The organism is Clostridium moutaii (assembly GCF_041205085.1).
GTDB lineage: Bacteria > Bacillota > Clostridia > Clostridiales > Clostridiaceae > Clostridium_B > Clostridium_B moutaii.
In genome coordinates, this window is sequence record NZ_JBGEWD010000007.1 from 1 (window position 1) to 12,218 (window position 12,218).

Below are 12,218 nucleotides of genomic sequence, written 5' to 3' on the forward strand. Positions count from 1 at the left end.
GTCGCTCTTACTCCCATATGTGTCCCATTACCATCTACACCAGTATATTTCCTGTTTGACAACTGCTTAATTAATTTCTCATTATCAGGAAGTTCAATTGTAGGTTCTTTACCCTGAACAAAATTAGTAAAGTTTTCTTCAAGAATGTCTCTCATATTCCCCCACATCTCGGCTGATTTATCTGAGTAGTGTTCATCATCATCTGCCTTTGCACCATTTTTAATAGGAATAATCTCATAGCCCAATCTTTGCTGTCTCACTACCTCATTGAGCCTGTCGGTTACTCCTCCACCAAGTCCATCATCATCAACCTTTATCTTTACTTTATTAATTTGATGATACTCATTTTTAAATTTGTCTACAGCTCTCAATATATTTCCACTGGTCTCCATAGTATCTTTCTTACTGTATTCAAGTAATGGAAATACCTTATTCCCTATTCTCGGAGCCATTACAGTGTTATCATTACCAAACCTGGCAATGTCAGCGCCAAGATTGAAAGTAAAGCAGTCTTTTATACTTACCTTAGTATTTGTAGCAGTTTCAGCATATTCAAGAGGGATAAGTGCATCTGATTCACCTTTGGGAAATTCTCCGAGTACTCTGACTCTATATACATCTGAATCCTCAAGATACTTTCTTTTGAGCATTTCAATATTATCCTGTGATGTCCTGGGGCTGTCCAAAGACGATACTTTGAAAGTCCTATATAAATCCCTGTCTCTGTTATGGCTGTCATAAAATGTTCCACTGGTTCTTGTAGGGTTTCCGCACATAAGGAGCTTGTTTTCGTAGCCGGTCAATGTTCCAAGTATAGTTTCCATAATTGGATCAGCAACACCGGAAGCTTCATCAACAACAAACAGCATGTAATCTTCATTAAATCCCTGCATGTTTTCAGGTTTAACAGCCGTCCTTGCAGTAGCCCACCATCTTTCCTCATAGCCTTTCATATATACTTTTGTTTTGGTCCATTGCAGTAATTTATCTACCATACTTCCTGATAGCCACTTTGATATTTCACTCCAAAGTACATCAATCATATAACTGTTGTCTTGTTGGTGCTGTGGCAATAACTTTTGGAAATGGCCTTGTACATAAATACCATGTAACAGCTATGCTTTCAAGTCCTGTTTTCCCTACTCCCTGTCCAGACCTTACACTTACCTTTGGATCCCCTGCTAATGCCATAAGTACATCTGACTGCCATTTATCAGCATGAAATTTCAGCATATCTTCAGCAAACCATACAGGATTATCCCAGTAATTATCCAATAAAGTTATCAATCCTTTATCCATCTTTACCACGTCTCTTCGCTGCTATCTCCTGAATTTTATCAGCCCATGTCTTAGCTTCATCATTTTTACCATCTCCCCTAACCTTGTCAACTTCAGCTCTCAGCTTCTCAATCCTCAATTTTTGTTCTTCCGTAGCTTTATCCCAATTGTTATGGAGCATTTCATCATACTGCTTTATGAGACTTCTCAGTTCTGACATTGCCCTTGATTGAGCTTGTAGGAATGTGGCCCGTCTGTCCCAAGCAAACTGGAATTCATATTCATACTCTTTCTCTGATTCATTAGTGGAAGTTTTCTCTGTACTTCTATCCTTTGTTTTAACTTTGGATTTCTTAAGTTCCTTAATCATTTCTGATTTTTCGGTAACATCCATAATTCTCTGGGACCTTGCTATGGCAGTATACTGAATTATTATATTTTCCCAAAGCATATCCAACGGATCTTTAACCATAATGTCCTCCACCATTTCTATTGTTTCAGGCGGAAAAATCTTAGAAAAAAAGCCATGCGTTAATGTCTCCTTGTCCACTGGCATTCCCTCCTACTTATTTATTACTTATGCCTAAAAATCAATACAGTCACAGCCATTACTCCAACAAATATACCCATGCATACCAAATACAAAATCACAAAATGCATTAATGCTTTCATGGCATCACTCCCTGTATTCCCATAAACTCAGCTGTCCTTTGGCCGACACTGGTTTCCTTAAAGGTTCAATATTATCTAAGATCCATGCATATCTACCTGGTGAATAATCTCCAAAAATCAGCTCTTTACCTTCCACTATAATTCTAGGAACATCGGTATATATAACATCACTCTTTGATGATTTAACTTTTGCGCAATCTACTAAATTACACTTAGCAATAATCATTCCTATTGGCATTTCATTTATATTTATACTTTTAAGTGATTCTCTAATTATTGGATTTTTTAAAGCCTGTTTATCTATATTTTTACCTGCATGTATTAACAATGGTCCCCGATAATTTGTTTTCCATGACCTAGTTTCTATATGTTTCTCACCAAGGGCTATGAGTGAAGCCCATGGCTGCCTGATAGTCAATACCTTCATACCTTTTCTCCTTTCTACTTAAAACGAATCCCTTTCATGCATCTTTTAACCGATTAACCCACAACCTCATAAACCATGTTTTCTTTTTCCTTGGCTTTCCTAATCTTCCGTTTCTGCAGCATATTATAAGTCATTTCAGCCTTCTGCCTTGCTGTTAACTTTTCCATATACACCACTCCTAAAATTACCAGTATAATAATCTAAATTCTGCACATTCTATATATAAGTTATCAATGTATTTAAGATATTTAAATATTTAAAGTCTCATATGAACCAGGATATTTGTCCTTCAATATGTTGATACTTATTTATGCTGGGGATGGTAAATCCCCAGTGTTTAATCCCTATATCAAGTTTTCTATATTAAATAACATTTTGGTACCTTTATACCAGGGATTTTATCCCTGGCTTTTTCTTTGCAAAATTTTCAAAGTACGCTATTAGCTTAGTTACAACTTCATATATACCTTAGTTGTAACTATCCTTAATTTATTTTAATATACTAAGTTTGAGGTGAGTTACAATGTCACTTTTTGATTCAATAACTCCTGAAGATTTGTCTTTTCTAGCAAATTTATTTGCACTTACACTTACAGAAGGAAAATCAGCTAGCGACAATAATGTATTTGGCAATTTTTTAGCTGCTGTTTCAACTAATATACTTAATATTGCGGCCCAACAAGAACATCTTAAGTCTTTAGAAGAAAAGCACAAACAAATTAAAAATCTTAAAAAACAAATTAAGAAACTTAAAAAGTAGCTTATAGCACATAGATAGTAAACTATCTATGTATTTTTTAGATTATTAATATTATTGTTCAGACTATTTTCAACCCTTTTGCATTATTTTCACTTTATAAATTCCCCTCAATCTCTCCAATCCTTTTCCTTACTTCCACTTTTTCAACCTGTAGCTTGGCAACCTTCTTGAAATCCCTCTCCAGCTCCGCAACCCTAATTTCCTTCTCTATCTTTGCAATCCTCTGCCTGTAGAACTCAGTTATTATCATGGCTCATACCCCCTTTAACACATTTAAATCCACATCCGGATATCTCAACTTGAATGCACTTAAAATTAAAAAATCGGAAAAACTAAAAGCCGGTACTAGCTATTGTAAAGATAACTTAGATTATATATTTTTGAGCGAGCAAGGTAATTTGATTAATGCTGGAAATCTGGACAAGACATGGGCAAAATTTTTAAAGGATTTAAATATACCTCATAAAAAATTTCATGCTCTCAGGCATACATATGCCACCAAGCAATTTGAAAATAATATACCTTTAAAAACCATTTCTATGCTTTTGGGTCATAGCAGTATTGAAATAACTGCCAACATTTATACTCATGTTTTAAAAAAAGAAAAAGAAAAATCTATAGATATATTGGGTGATATAAAAACTATGGTGTAAAAATGGTGTAAATTTCCCAAAAACAGATTAAAAAACTGCAAAAATAAAATGCCTTAACTATTGAAGTTAAGCCATTCTTTTAACTTTGGTAGTCCCTAGGAGAATCGAACTCCTGATTTCACCGTGAGAGGGTGACGTCTTAACCGCTTGACCAAGGGACCTCATATTAATTTTTGCAATCAACAAATATTATTATATATTTTTTTATCCATTTAGTCAATATCCTTTTAACATAAATTAAATAAAAACATTTTTAAATGACTATAATCCTTATTATGGAATGTATTCGTGACATTAGAGATTAAAAACATAACGCCTCAAAATAACGGCAAAATTATTTTGAGGTATATCTTTTTAACTAACTCCATTATGCATAATTAAATATCTTCCTATTTTCTGTACAATGGGATTAACTTTTTCATTTAGTGTACATACTACCTTTCACTGTAAAAGCCATCCACCATCAACATATAGAATTTGACCTGTTATATATGTAGCCTCTTTTGAAGCTAAAAATAGTACTGCATTTGCAATTTCATCTTTAGTTCCCTGCCTTCCCAATGGAAGCCTGTCCTGCAAAGCCTTTAATTTTGCTTTATCTTCATAAATCTTGGCATTAATATCAGTTGGTACACTTCCCGGTCCCACCGCATTAACTCTAATACCAAGTTCCCCCCAATCAAGAGCAAGTGATTTTGTAAGCATTGCAACAGCTGCTTTGCTGGTAACATAAGCCGCACTATTCTTTACAACTGATTGAGAATTTATGGATGCAATATTTACAATAATACCTTTTCCACCTCTTTGTTTCACGTGCTTTGCAAAATACTGAGAAGCAAAAAAATAACTTTTTACATTAACGGACATGGAAAGATCCCACATGTCTTCCGTCACTTCCAAGTGAGATACTGGTTTGTAAATACCTGAATTATTAATTAGAATATCAATTTTTCCGAACTTGTCAATTACATTTTGTAAAAATCCCTGAAGCTGAGAAACATTACTTACATCAATAGCTTTACCAAATACCCTTTCAAGCCCTTCACCTCCTGCAAAATCTTCAAGCATATTATTATTAAATGTTCTCCCTAAAATTGCTACCTTGGCACCAGCCTCTAAAAATTTCTCTGCTATTCTTCTACCTATGCCTTTAGTACTGCCGGTAACTACAACCACTTTATCTTTAAAATTATACATGCATCTCCATCCCCTATTTTATTTATTTACTTAAATATCTTCTAAAATATTTACAGTGTCAAGTAATGTTTTATATTTTTTTAAGGAATGTTTTATAATTTAGAAAAAAACACTTATGAAAATATTGTTCTCTTCCAAACATGATAAATTATTCATTGAAAAATATAAGACCTACATAAGGAACTGTGTTGGGACTATTATAATATGAAATTCGAACATCCTCTTCGAGAGAAATAACATCAATTCCATAAGCTTCAACAGAGGAAAGTGCCTTGTCAGGATATCTACAATTGCAGCATTATCAGAATTAAGTTTCAGTGTATCTTTAACTAAATTATCAAGATCAATTTCCATATAATAACTCCCCTACAAAATAATCGTTTACCATATAATCCAATTGTTTTTATAATTACTTTAAGGTTTGAAAGTAGCAAAGCATTCTTTAAATATAGAGTATCATATAACCCAATTTAATCCAACATAATTTATTAAATACTGGATTCATTTATAGCTATAAAAATATTGTATAAACTTCAGTAAAGTTGTCTCTAAAATGAACTATAATTCTACCAAGTGATTCCTGGGTTCATGTGGAGTCTACCTGTTTAAAAGAACTTATCCAGGACATAGCAGTGCTTAAGTTCAGCTTTGAAAAAGATGAGGCCTTAGCAATGATAATCATGGAGAAAACTAAATTTTTAAAAAATATATATGATTATTTATGACTTATATATGAAAAAAAATGATTATTTTTGGCTTATAATGATTGATTTATAAAAACTTTTATATTACAATATTCATATAAGATATATTTAATGTTTATAGAAGGGATGGTAACTATTTTTGTTAACAGAACAACGGCATAAGATAATATTAGATCAATTAAAAAAAAAGGAAATTGTAAAGATCAATGAACTGGTAACCCTTTTAAATACATCAGAATCTACTATAAGACGTGACTTAACCTATCTAGAAAATATAAATGCAATAAAGCGGATTCATGGCGGTGCCACATTTCCAAAAGGGCGACTTATTGAACCAAGTTATGGTGAAAAAGAAATTCAAAATATAAAACAAAAAAGAAAAATAGCAAAATTTGCAGCCTCTTGTATAGATGAGGGAGATTGCATATATATGGACGCAGGAACCTCCACATTTGAAATGATTCAATATATAAACAAGAAATCAATAATAATAGTAACCAATGGTTTAAATCACATAAATTCTATTATTGAGAACAATATAAATGGATATATACTTGGAGGAAAAGTAAAGAACAGGACAAAAGCTGTCATAGGTTCAGATGCACTTAAAAGCCTTGAAAAGTTCAGATTTGACAAATGTTTTTTGGGTATAAATGGCATTCACCTACAGTATGGCTTTACTACTCCCGATTCTGAAGAAGCCATACTTAAAGAAAATGCTATTAACCACTCATCCCAAAGCTATATTCTGGCAGACGGAAGCAAATTTGGAGAAGTGAGTTTTGTAAAGGTAGCCAATTTGGAACAAGCTTCTGTAATTACCGATTATAAAGTAAAAAATTATGAAAAATATGCAAAAAAAACCAAAGTAAAGGTTGTGATGAATTAATGATATATACTGTAACCTTCAATCCCTCCATAGATTATGTAATACAGATTGACAATTTAATTTTAGGCACTGTCAATAGGACCACTGATGAAAAAAAATATGCTGGTGGAAAAGGAATAAATGTATCAAGGGTTCTTAATAATTTGGGAGTATCAAGTAAAGTACTTGGCTTTATAGGTGGATTCACCGGAAAATTCATAAAAGATTCTCTTGAAAATGCAGGCATTTCCACTGATTTTATACAGATTAGTGAAGATACAAGAATAAATGTAAAACTTAAATCCAATAAAGAAACTGAAATAAACGGTTCAGGTCCTTATATAGATGATTACAGTTTAAATAAATTATTCAAAAAAGTAGAAAACTTAAAATCTGAGGATTTTATAGTACTTGCGGGAAATATTCAGAAGTCTGTAAAGACAGACGTATATTCCATAATTCAAAAAAAATGCCCAAATGCCAGGGTAATAGTGGATACAACCGGTGACTCCCTAAGGGCTACATTAAAATATAAACCTTTTTTAATAAAACCTAACATACATGAACTGGAGGATATATTTAATGTAAAAATGAAAGATACAGAAAAAATTGTTCATTATGCAAATAAATTAAGGGATATGGGAGCGCAAAACGTAATAATCTCCATGGGAAAACAAGGTGCTCTGCTTATATGCGATGAAGGTGTTTACGCCGCTTCTGCACCAAAAGGCAAAGTCAAAAACTCTGTAGGTGCCGGTGACTCCGTTGTAGCTGGATTTCTTGCTGAATACACCAGAAGTTTTAACTTGGTTGACAGTTTCAAATATGGTGCAGCTTCTGGAAGTGCCACTGCTTTTTCTATGGACTTGTGTAAAAAAGAAGATGTAGATAATTTACTTTCCAGCGTGAATATAACCAGATTCTAATAAAACTCTAAAATACCAGGATACTTGGTGCAAGATCTCTAATATCAATTTGAAACGGAGGTAAAATTATGAAAATTACTGAGCTTTTAGAAAAGAATACAATAAAGCTTAAATTGGAATCAGATACTAAATCTGAAGTAATAAATGAACTTGTAAATATACTTGATTCTGCAGGAAAATTAAATGACAGGGAAGAGTATAAAAAACAAATATTAAAAAGGGAATCTGAATTTTCTACTGGTATAGGAGAAGGCATAGCAATACCTCATGCAAAAACATCTGCTGTAAAAATTCCTTCTCTGGCTTTTGGTATAAAAAAAGAAGGACTAGATTATGAGTCCTTAGATGGAACTGATGCTAAATTGTTTTTTATGATAGCGGCAACTGAAGGAGCTGACAATGAGCATTTAGATACTCTTGCAAGATTGTCCAGTATGCTGATGAATGAAGGATTCAAAAATAAACTTATGAATGCTGAATCCAAGGACACAGTGCTAAATCTCATAGATGAACAGGAGAAAGAATATATAAAATCTAAAAAAATCAATGTTGAACCTGCGGAAAATAATTTAGATGAAAAGTCTCATAAATTAATACTGGCAGTTACAGCTTGTCCTACAGGTATAGCACATACTTATATGGCAGCAGATGCCTTAAGTAACAAAGCCAGGGATATGGGAATTCAAATTAAAGTAGAGACAAATGGTGCTACAGGTGTAAAAAACAAACTTACTGATGAAGATATACAAAAGGCAGATGGAATAATTGTAGCTGCTGACAAACAAGTTGAAATGAAAAGGTTTGATGGTAAAAATTTAATTCAAGTATCTGTATCCAATGCCATTAAAGATCCTGAAGCACTTATAAATAAATCTATAAGCAGTGAGGCACCTGTGTATCACTCAGATAAAAAAGGTGAAATATCAAAATCAGAGGTAAAACAAAAAAACGGTTTCTATAAACACCTGATGAGCGGTGTTTCAAATATGCTTCCTTTTGTTGTGGGCGGCGGTATACTTATAGCCATATCATTTATGTTTGGTATTAAAAGCTTTGATCCAAAGGATCCATCCTTTAATGTTATAGCCAAGCTTTTACATGATGTGGGAAGCACATATTCATTTTCACTTATGATACCCGTGCTTGCCGGATTTGTTGGAATGAGCATAGCTGACAGACCTGGTTTTGCACCTGCAATGGTAGGTGGACTTATAGCATATAACAATGGAGCAGGATTTCTAGGCGGATTGATTGCAGGATTCTTAGGTGGTTATGTTGTGGTATTGCTAAAAAAAGCATTTTCTGGATTACCCACTTCACTTGAAGGTATAAAGCCTGTACTATTGTATCCCCTATTCGGTATACTAATTACCGGGATTATAATGCTATTATTTATTGTAGATCCTGTTAAAGCCATAAATGCAGCACTGGAGCAATGGCTTGGATCAATGGGAACCGCAAATAAAGTCATTTTGGGAATTATACTAGGTGGAATGATGGCTGTAGATATGGGTGGCCCTGTAAATAAAGCAGCTTATACTTTCGGAATAGCCATGATAGCTGCCGGGAAATTCACTCCCCATGCTGCAATAATGGCAGGAGGAATGGTTCCACCTCTTGGAATTGCCATTGCCACCACATTGTTTAAAAATAGATTTACAGCTCAGGAAAGAGATACGGGAAAAACATGCTATATAATGGGGGCGACCTTTATAACAGAAGGTGCCATACCTTTTGCAGCCTCAGATCCTGCAAGAGTAATTCCTGCCTCTGTAATAGGAGCCGCAGCTGCAGGAGCACTTTCTATGATATTCAATATAGGATTGCCTGCACCTCATGGCGGTATATTTGTAATACCAATAATCAATGGGAATCCTCTTCTATATATTTTTTCCATATTGATAGGATCTTTTATAACTGCATTTCTGCTTGGTTTCATGAAAAAACCTTTGGATAAAAAATTATAAAATAAAAAACCCCAGTATGATTATTTAAAAATTCTTATAACCACTTGCAAATTGTTTGCAAGTGGTTATATAATAATATGAAAATGTATTTTATATTATTGTATATATTTTTATTATCTTAACTATATTTACCATAATATTATACAAACCAATAAGTAAACGGAGGAAATTTTAGTATGATCCGCATAAAAGATTTGACTTTTTCCTACACTGGCAATCCCCCTTATTTACTAAATAAAGTAAATTTAAGCATAAAAAAAGGAACCTATGCTTCAATTATAGGTGAAAATGGCAGTGCTAAAACCACTTTAATAAAACTAATTTTAGGGTTATTGCACCCTTTAAAAGGCAGTATATATGTGTCAACAAAAAAAATTGGCTATGTTCCCCAGATGATGGAAACTTTTAATTCCCAATTTCCCATTACTGTTTCTGAATTAATCAAATGTCATATGAAAGTTTTAAAAATAAAGGATAAAGGCTCCATGGATAGATGCTTGGACTTCATTGGAATGAGATCTTTTAAAAACAGCCTTATAGGAAATCTATCTGGAGGACAGCGTCAAAAAATATTTATAGCAAGAGCACTTATAGGTCATCCTGAACTTTTGATATTTGATGAACCATCTACAGGTATTGATATTCCAAGTCAAAAGGATATATATAAAATAATAAGGAATTTAAACAGGAATTCATCCATAACAGTAATATCCGTAGAACACAATTTAAAAGCTGCCCTTGAAAATTCCACTCAAATATGTACTATGAATGATGGGAATGCGTGTATGTACAGTATTGAGAAATATAAAGAATTAATAACTTTCAAAAATTAAACTTTTACTGGAGGGAAGTTATGTTACAATACAGTTTTATGCAAAATGCAATTATTGCAGGTATATTTATATCTATATTGTGTCCTGCAGTAGGTACATTTCTAGTTTTAAAAAGATATTCTATGATGGGGGATACATTATCCCATTCATCTCTTGCAGGTGTGGCAATAGGTTTGGTATGTGGATATAATCCCATATTAACCTCTTTTATATTCACCTCTATTGCAGGTGTGGCAATAGAGTTTTTAAGAAGTTATTATAAAAAATATGCTGAATTGATACTTGTAATAATACTTACTCTATCAGTTGGTATTGCAATTGTACTTATAAGTACCGGAAAAGCAAATGCAAATGTAAATTCATACCTGTTTGGAAGTATACTTACAGTATCTAAAAGCGAACTATATACAGTATTTTCATTAAGTATAATTTCAGTCCTGACTTTATCACTATTATACAATGAACTTCTTTATATAACATTTGATGAAAATGGTGCTAAAGTGTGTGGAATAAAGGTAAAACTTATAAATTACCTCTTTGCTCTTTTGGTAGGTGCTACAATTTCAGTATCCATAAGAATCCTTGGTATTCTTGTAATTTCATCTATGATTGCCATGCCTGTGGCTGCGTCACTTCAACTTCACAAAGGCTTTAAACTCACATTTATACTTTCCATAATATTTGGATTTATAGATATAATGGGTGGATTATTTCTATCTTATTATATAAACAGTGCTCCCGGTGGTACTATTGCATTGACTTCAGTACTGTTACTTTTAATTGTATTAACTTATAAAAAATTATTTAGCAAATAATTTTTTATAAGTGCATTATACATTATATCAGACAAAAATTTACTCATTTTAAACTCCATAAACCTATGAACATAAACTTACAATTATTCACAGACATCCTCTAAGGTTTTCTTATTTGTTCCATATAACTTTCTATATTCTTATACATACTTGACCAGGATCGCTTGCAAAACATAATTTTTACATCACTTCTCTTGGATTTGTTTTTTATTATTTCCGATATATTATGACCTATATAATCTGTAAATACCAGTACTAAATCTGTACTTTCAGGAATTTTTATTTTTCTATCACCCTTTTTTCTCCCACTAACATGTCCTATCTTATTAAATCCATTTTCTTTTAATTTATCTTTTATATTTCCCAGTCTATCTGCCCCGATAACTAAAATACTCATAATAACATCCTCCCTCATATATTTTTATGTTCTAATTGATATTGATTATCATATTCAATTTTAACTTAATTCTCCTGTTTTGTAAATGCAAAAATTAAAAGCCTAACAAATTTAACAAAATTTGTTAGGCTGAAACTTATTATATTAAAATATTCACAAATTAATTTTCTATTCCCTTTCTGGCATTGACACCTTCCGTATAATAATGTTTTATCTCTTTCATCTCTGTAACCAAATTTGCCCTGTCTATTATTCTTTTATCAGCATATCTTCCAGTCAATATAACTTCCGTTTTTTCCGGTTTCATGTCTAAAAGTTCCAATACTTCATCCACAGTAAAAAGTTTATAAAACACAGCTATATTTATCTCATCCAATACAACCACATCATAATCTCCTGAACTAAGTATTTTCTTAACCTTTTCCAAGCCATCCTTAGCCACTTCTATATCTTCTTTACTTGGCTTGTCAAATATAAAAACATCTCTTCCAAATTGCTCTAATGTAAAATTAGGCAAATATTCTCCCGCCTTTAATTCACTGTAATCCATTCCCTTTACAAACTGCCCGAAAAATACCTTTTTCCCAGCACATATGGCCCTAAGAGATAAGCCTAATGCTGCTGTAGTTTTGCCTTTACCATTTCCAGTATAAACTTGAATGTATCCTTTATCCATTAAAATCAACCCCTTTTCTCATAATAATTTATTATTATCTTCATA

At 32.6% G+C, this 12,218-nt stretch carries 16 protein-coding genes, 1 tRNA gene and 1 pseudogene; 8 read left to right on the forward strand and 10 right to left on the reverse strand.

From position 1 onward, the window contains the following. The 4 genes from AB8U03_RS08470 to AB8U03_RS08485 all read right to left on the reverse strand — a co-directional run. Positions 1-1,043: terminase B (locus tag AB8U03_RS08470; RefSeq protein WP_369704121.1), on the reverse strand; the 1,043-nt coding region annotated here is incomplete at its 3' end. Beyond that, a complete protein-coding gene (locus AB8U03_RS08475) occupies positions 1,036-1,299 on the reverse strand; it encodes a hypothetical protein (RefSeq protein ID WP_369704122.1) in 264 nt (87 codons plus the stop codon). The genes AB8U03_RS08470 and AB8U03_RS08475, both read right to left, overlap by 8 nt. Further along, the gene (terS, locus tag AB8U03_RS08480; protein ID WP_369704123.1) at positions 1,292-1,828 is read right to left on the reverse strand and encodes a phage terminase small subunit; all 537 of its coding nucleotides are present in this window, start codon (positions 1,826-1,828) and stop codon (positions 1,292-1,294) included. Before terS ends, AB8U03_RS08475 begins: the two co-directional genes overlap by 8 nt. Before the next feature lie 126 nt (positions 1,829-1,954). After that, the gene (locus AB8U03_RS08485) at positions 1,955-2,377 is read right to left on the reverse strand and encodes an ASCH domain-containing protein (protein ID WP_369704124.1); all 423 of its coding nucleotides are present in this window, start codon (positions 2,375-2,377) and stop codon (positions 1,955-1,957) included. Positions 2,378-2,900: 523 nt separating this feature from the next. On the opposite strand from AB8U03_RS08485, the gene AB8U03_RS08490 reads away from it, so the two are divergent. Next, entirely contained in the window at positions 2,901-3,137 is a 237-nt protein-coding gene (locus tag AB8U03_RS08490; RefSeq protein ID WP_369704125.1) for a hypothetical protein, read from the forward strand. 94 nt (positions 3,138-3,231) lie between these two features. Here the strand turns inward: AB8U03_RS08490 and AB8U03_RS08495 are convergent, their stop codons facing one another. After that, positions 3,232-3,387: a hypothetical protein gene (locus AB8U03_RS08495; protein WP_369704126.1), complete on the reverse strand. Its 156-nt coding sequence runs from the start codon at positions 3,385-3,387 to the stop codon at positions 3,232-3,234. Between the two features lie 49 nt (positions 3,388-3,436). Here AB8U03_RS08495 and AB8U03_RS08500 point away from each other — a divergent pair, with 49 nt between their 5' ends. Continuing rightward, complete coding sequence (locus AB8U03_RS08500; RefSeq protein ID WP_369704127.1) at positions 3,437-3,790, forward strand: tyrosine-type recombinase/integrase; 354 nt, start codon at positions 3,437-3,439, stop codon at positions 3,788-3,790. A gap of 86 nt (positions 3,791-3,876) precedes the next feature. Here AB8U03_RS08500 and AB8U03_RS08505 read toward each other — a convergent pair. The 3 genes and pseudogenes from AB8U03_RS08505 to AB8U03_RS08515 form a co-directional block, all read right to left on the reverse strand. Next, positions 3,877-3,951, reverse strand: a tRNA-Glu gene (locus AB8U03_RS08505). Between the two features lie 280 nt (positions 3,952-4,231). Next, the gene (locus AB8U03_RS08510) at positions 4,232-4,987 is read right to left on the reverse strand and encodes an SDR family NAD(P)-dependent oxidoreductase (RefSeq protein WP_369704128.1); all 756 of its coding nucleotides are present in this window, start codon (positions 4,985-4,987) and stop codon (positions 4,232-4,234) included. A 148-nt stretch (positions 4,988-5,135) separates the two neighbouring features. Next, positions 5,136-5,267: pseudogene (locus tag AB8U03_RS08515) on the reverse strand (DUF2284 domain-containing protein); the annotation flags it as partial. A gap of 310 nt (positions 5,268-5,577) precedes the next feature. Between AB8U03_RS08515 and AB8U03_RS08520 the strand changes: the two are divergent. The 6 genes from AB8U03_RS08520 (at position 5,578) to AB8U03_RS08545 (ending at position 11,100) form a co-directional block, all read left to right on the forward strand. Beyond that, on the forward strand, positions 5,578-5,712 hold the full coding sequence (locus tag AB8U03_RS08520; RefSeq protein WP_369704129.1) for a hypothetical protein: 135 nt from the start codon (positions 5,578-5,580) through the stop codon (positions 5,710-5,712). Between the two features lie 118 nt (positions 5,713-5,830). Next, positions 5,831-6,580: a DeoR/GlpR family DNA-binding transcription regulator gene (locus tag AB8U03_RS08525; protein ID WP_369704130.1), complete on the forward strand. Its 750-nt coding sequence runs from the start codon at positions 5,831-5,833 to the stop codon at positions 6,578-6,580. Next, positions 6,580-7,485 (forward strand): 1-phosphofructokinase, encoded by a 906-nt coding sequence (gene pfkB / locus AB8U03_RS08530; RefSeq protein WP_369704131.1) that lies wholly within the window; start codon positions 6,580-6,582, stop codon positions 7,483-7,485. Before AB8U03_RS08525 ends, pfkB begins: the two co-directional genes overlap by 1 nt. Positions 7,486-7,553: 68 nt before the next feature. Next, entirely contained in the window at positions 7,554-9,452 is a 1,899-nt protein-coding gene (locus tag AB8U03_RS08535; RefSeq protein ID WP_369704132.1) for a PTS fructose transporter subunit IIABC, read from the forward strand. Between the two features lie 176 nt (positions 9,453-9,628). Next, a complete protein-coding gene (locus AB8U03_RS08540) occupies positions 9,629-10,285 on the forward strand; it encodes a metal ABC transporter ATP-binding protein (protein WP_369704133.1) in 657 nt (218 codons plus the stop codon). A gap of 20 nt (positions 10,286-10,305) precedes the next feature. Continuing rightward, a complete protein-coding gene (locus tag AB8U03_RS08545; protein ID WP_369704134.1) occupies positions 10,306-11,100 on the forward strand; it encodes a metal ABC transporter permease in 795 nt (264 codons plus the stop codon). A 100-nt stretch (positions 11,101-11,200) separates the two neighbouring features. Here AB8U03_RS08545 and AB8U03_RS08550 read toward each other — a convergent pair whose 3' ends face one another. Continuing rightward, positions 11,201-11,497, reverse strand: a complete 297-nt coding sequence (locus tag AB8U03_RS08550; protein WP_369704135.1) for a DUF2325 domain-containing protein — start codon at positions 11,495-11,497, stop codon at positions 11,201-11,203. A gap of 160 nt (positions 11,498-11,657) precedes the next feature. After that, complete coding sequence (gene cobO / locus AB8U03_RS08555; protein WP_369704295.1) at positions 11,658-12,179, reverse strand: cob(I)yrinic acid a,c-diamide adenosyltransferase; 522 nt, start codon at positions 12,177-12,179, stop codon at positions 11,658-11,660. Positions 12,180-12,218: the final 39 nt, after the last annotated feature.

Bases quoted from the DNA above. Each gene is read 5' to 3' on its own strand.
- AB8U03_RS08475 (WP_369704122.1), bottom strand. From the start codon at position 1,299: ATGGATAAAGGATTGATAACTTTATTGGATAATTACTGGGATAATCCT.
- AB8U03_RS08485 (WP_369704124.1), bottom strand. From the start codon at position 2,377: ATGAAGGTATTGACTATCAGGCAGCCATGGGCTTCACTCATAGCCCTT.
- AB8U03_RS08490 (WP_369704125.1), top strand. From the start codon at position 2,901: ATGTCACTTTTTGATTCAATAACTCCTGAAGATTTGTCTTTTCTAGCA.
- AB8U03_RS08495 (WP_369704126.1), bottom strand. From the start codon at position 3,387: ATGATAATAACTGAGTTCTACAGGCAGAGGATTGCAAAGATAGAGAAG.
- AB8U03_RS08510 (WP_369704128.1), bottom strand. From the start codon at position 4,987: ATGTATAATTTTAAAGATAAAGTGGTTGTAGTTACCGGCAGTACTAAA.
- pfkB (WP_369704131.1), top strand. From the start codon at position 6,580: ATGATATATACTGTAACCTTCAATCCCTCCATAGATTATGTAATACAG.
- AB8U03_RS08535 (WP_369704132.1), top strand. From the start codon at position 7,554: ATGAAAATTACTGAGCTTTTAGAAAAGAATACAATAAAGCTTAAATTG.
- AB8U03_RS08540 (WP_369704133.1), top strand. From the start codon at position 9,629: ATGATCCGCATAAAAGATTTGACTTTTTCCTACACTGGCAATCCCCCT.
- AB8U03_RS08545 (WP_369704134.1), top strand. From the start codon at position 10,306: ATGTTACAATACAGTTTTATGCAAAATGCAATTATTGCAGGTATATTT.
- AB8U03_RS08550 (WP_369704135.1), bottom strand. From the start codon at position 11,497: ATGAGTATTTTAGTTATCGGGGCAGATAGACTGGGAAATATAAAAGAT.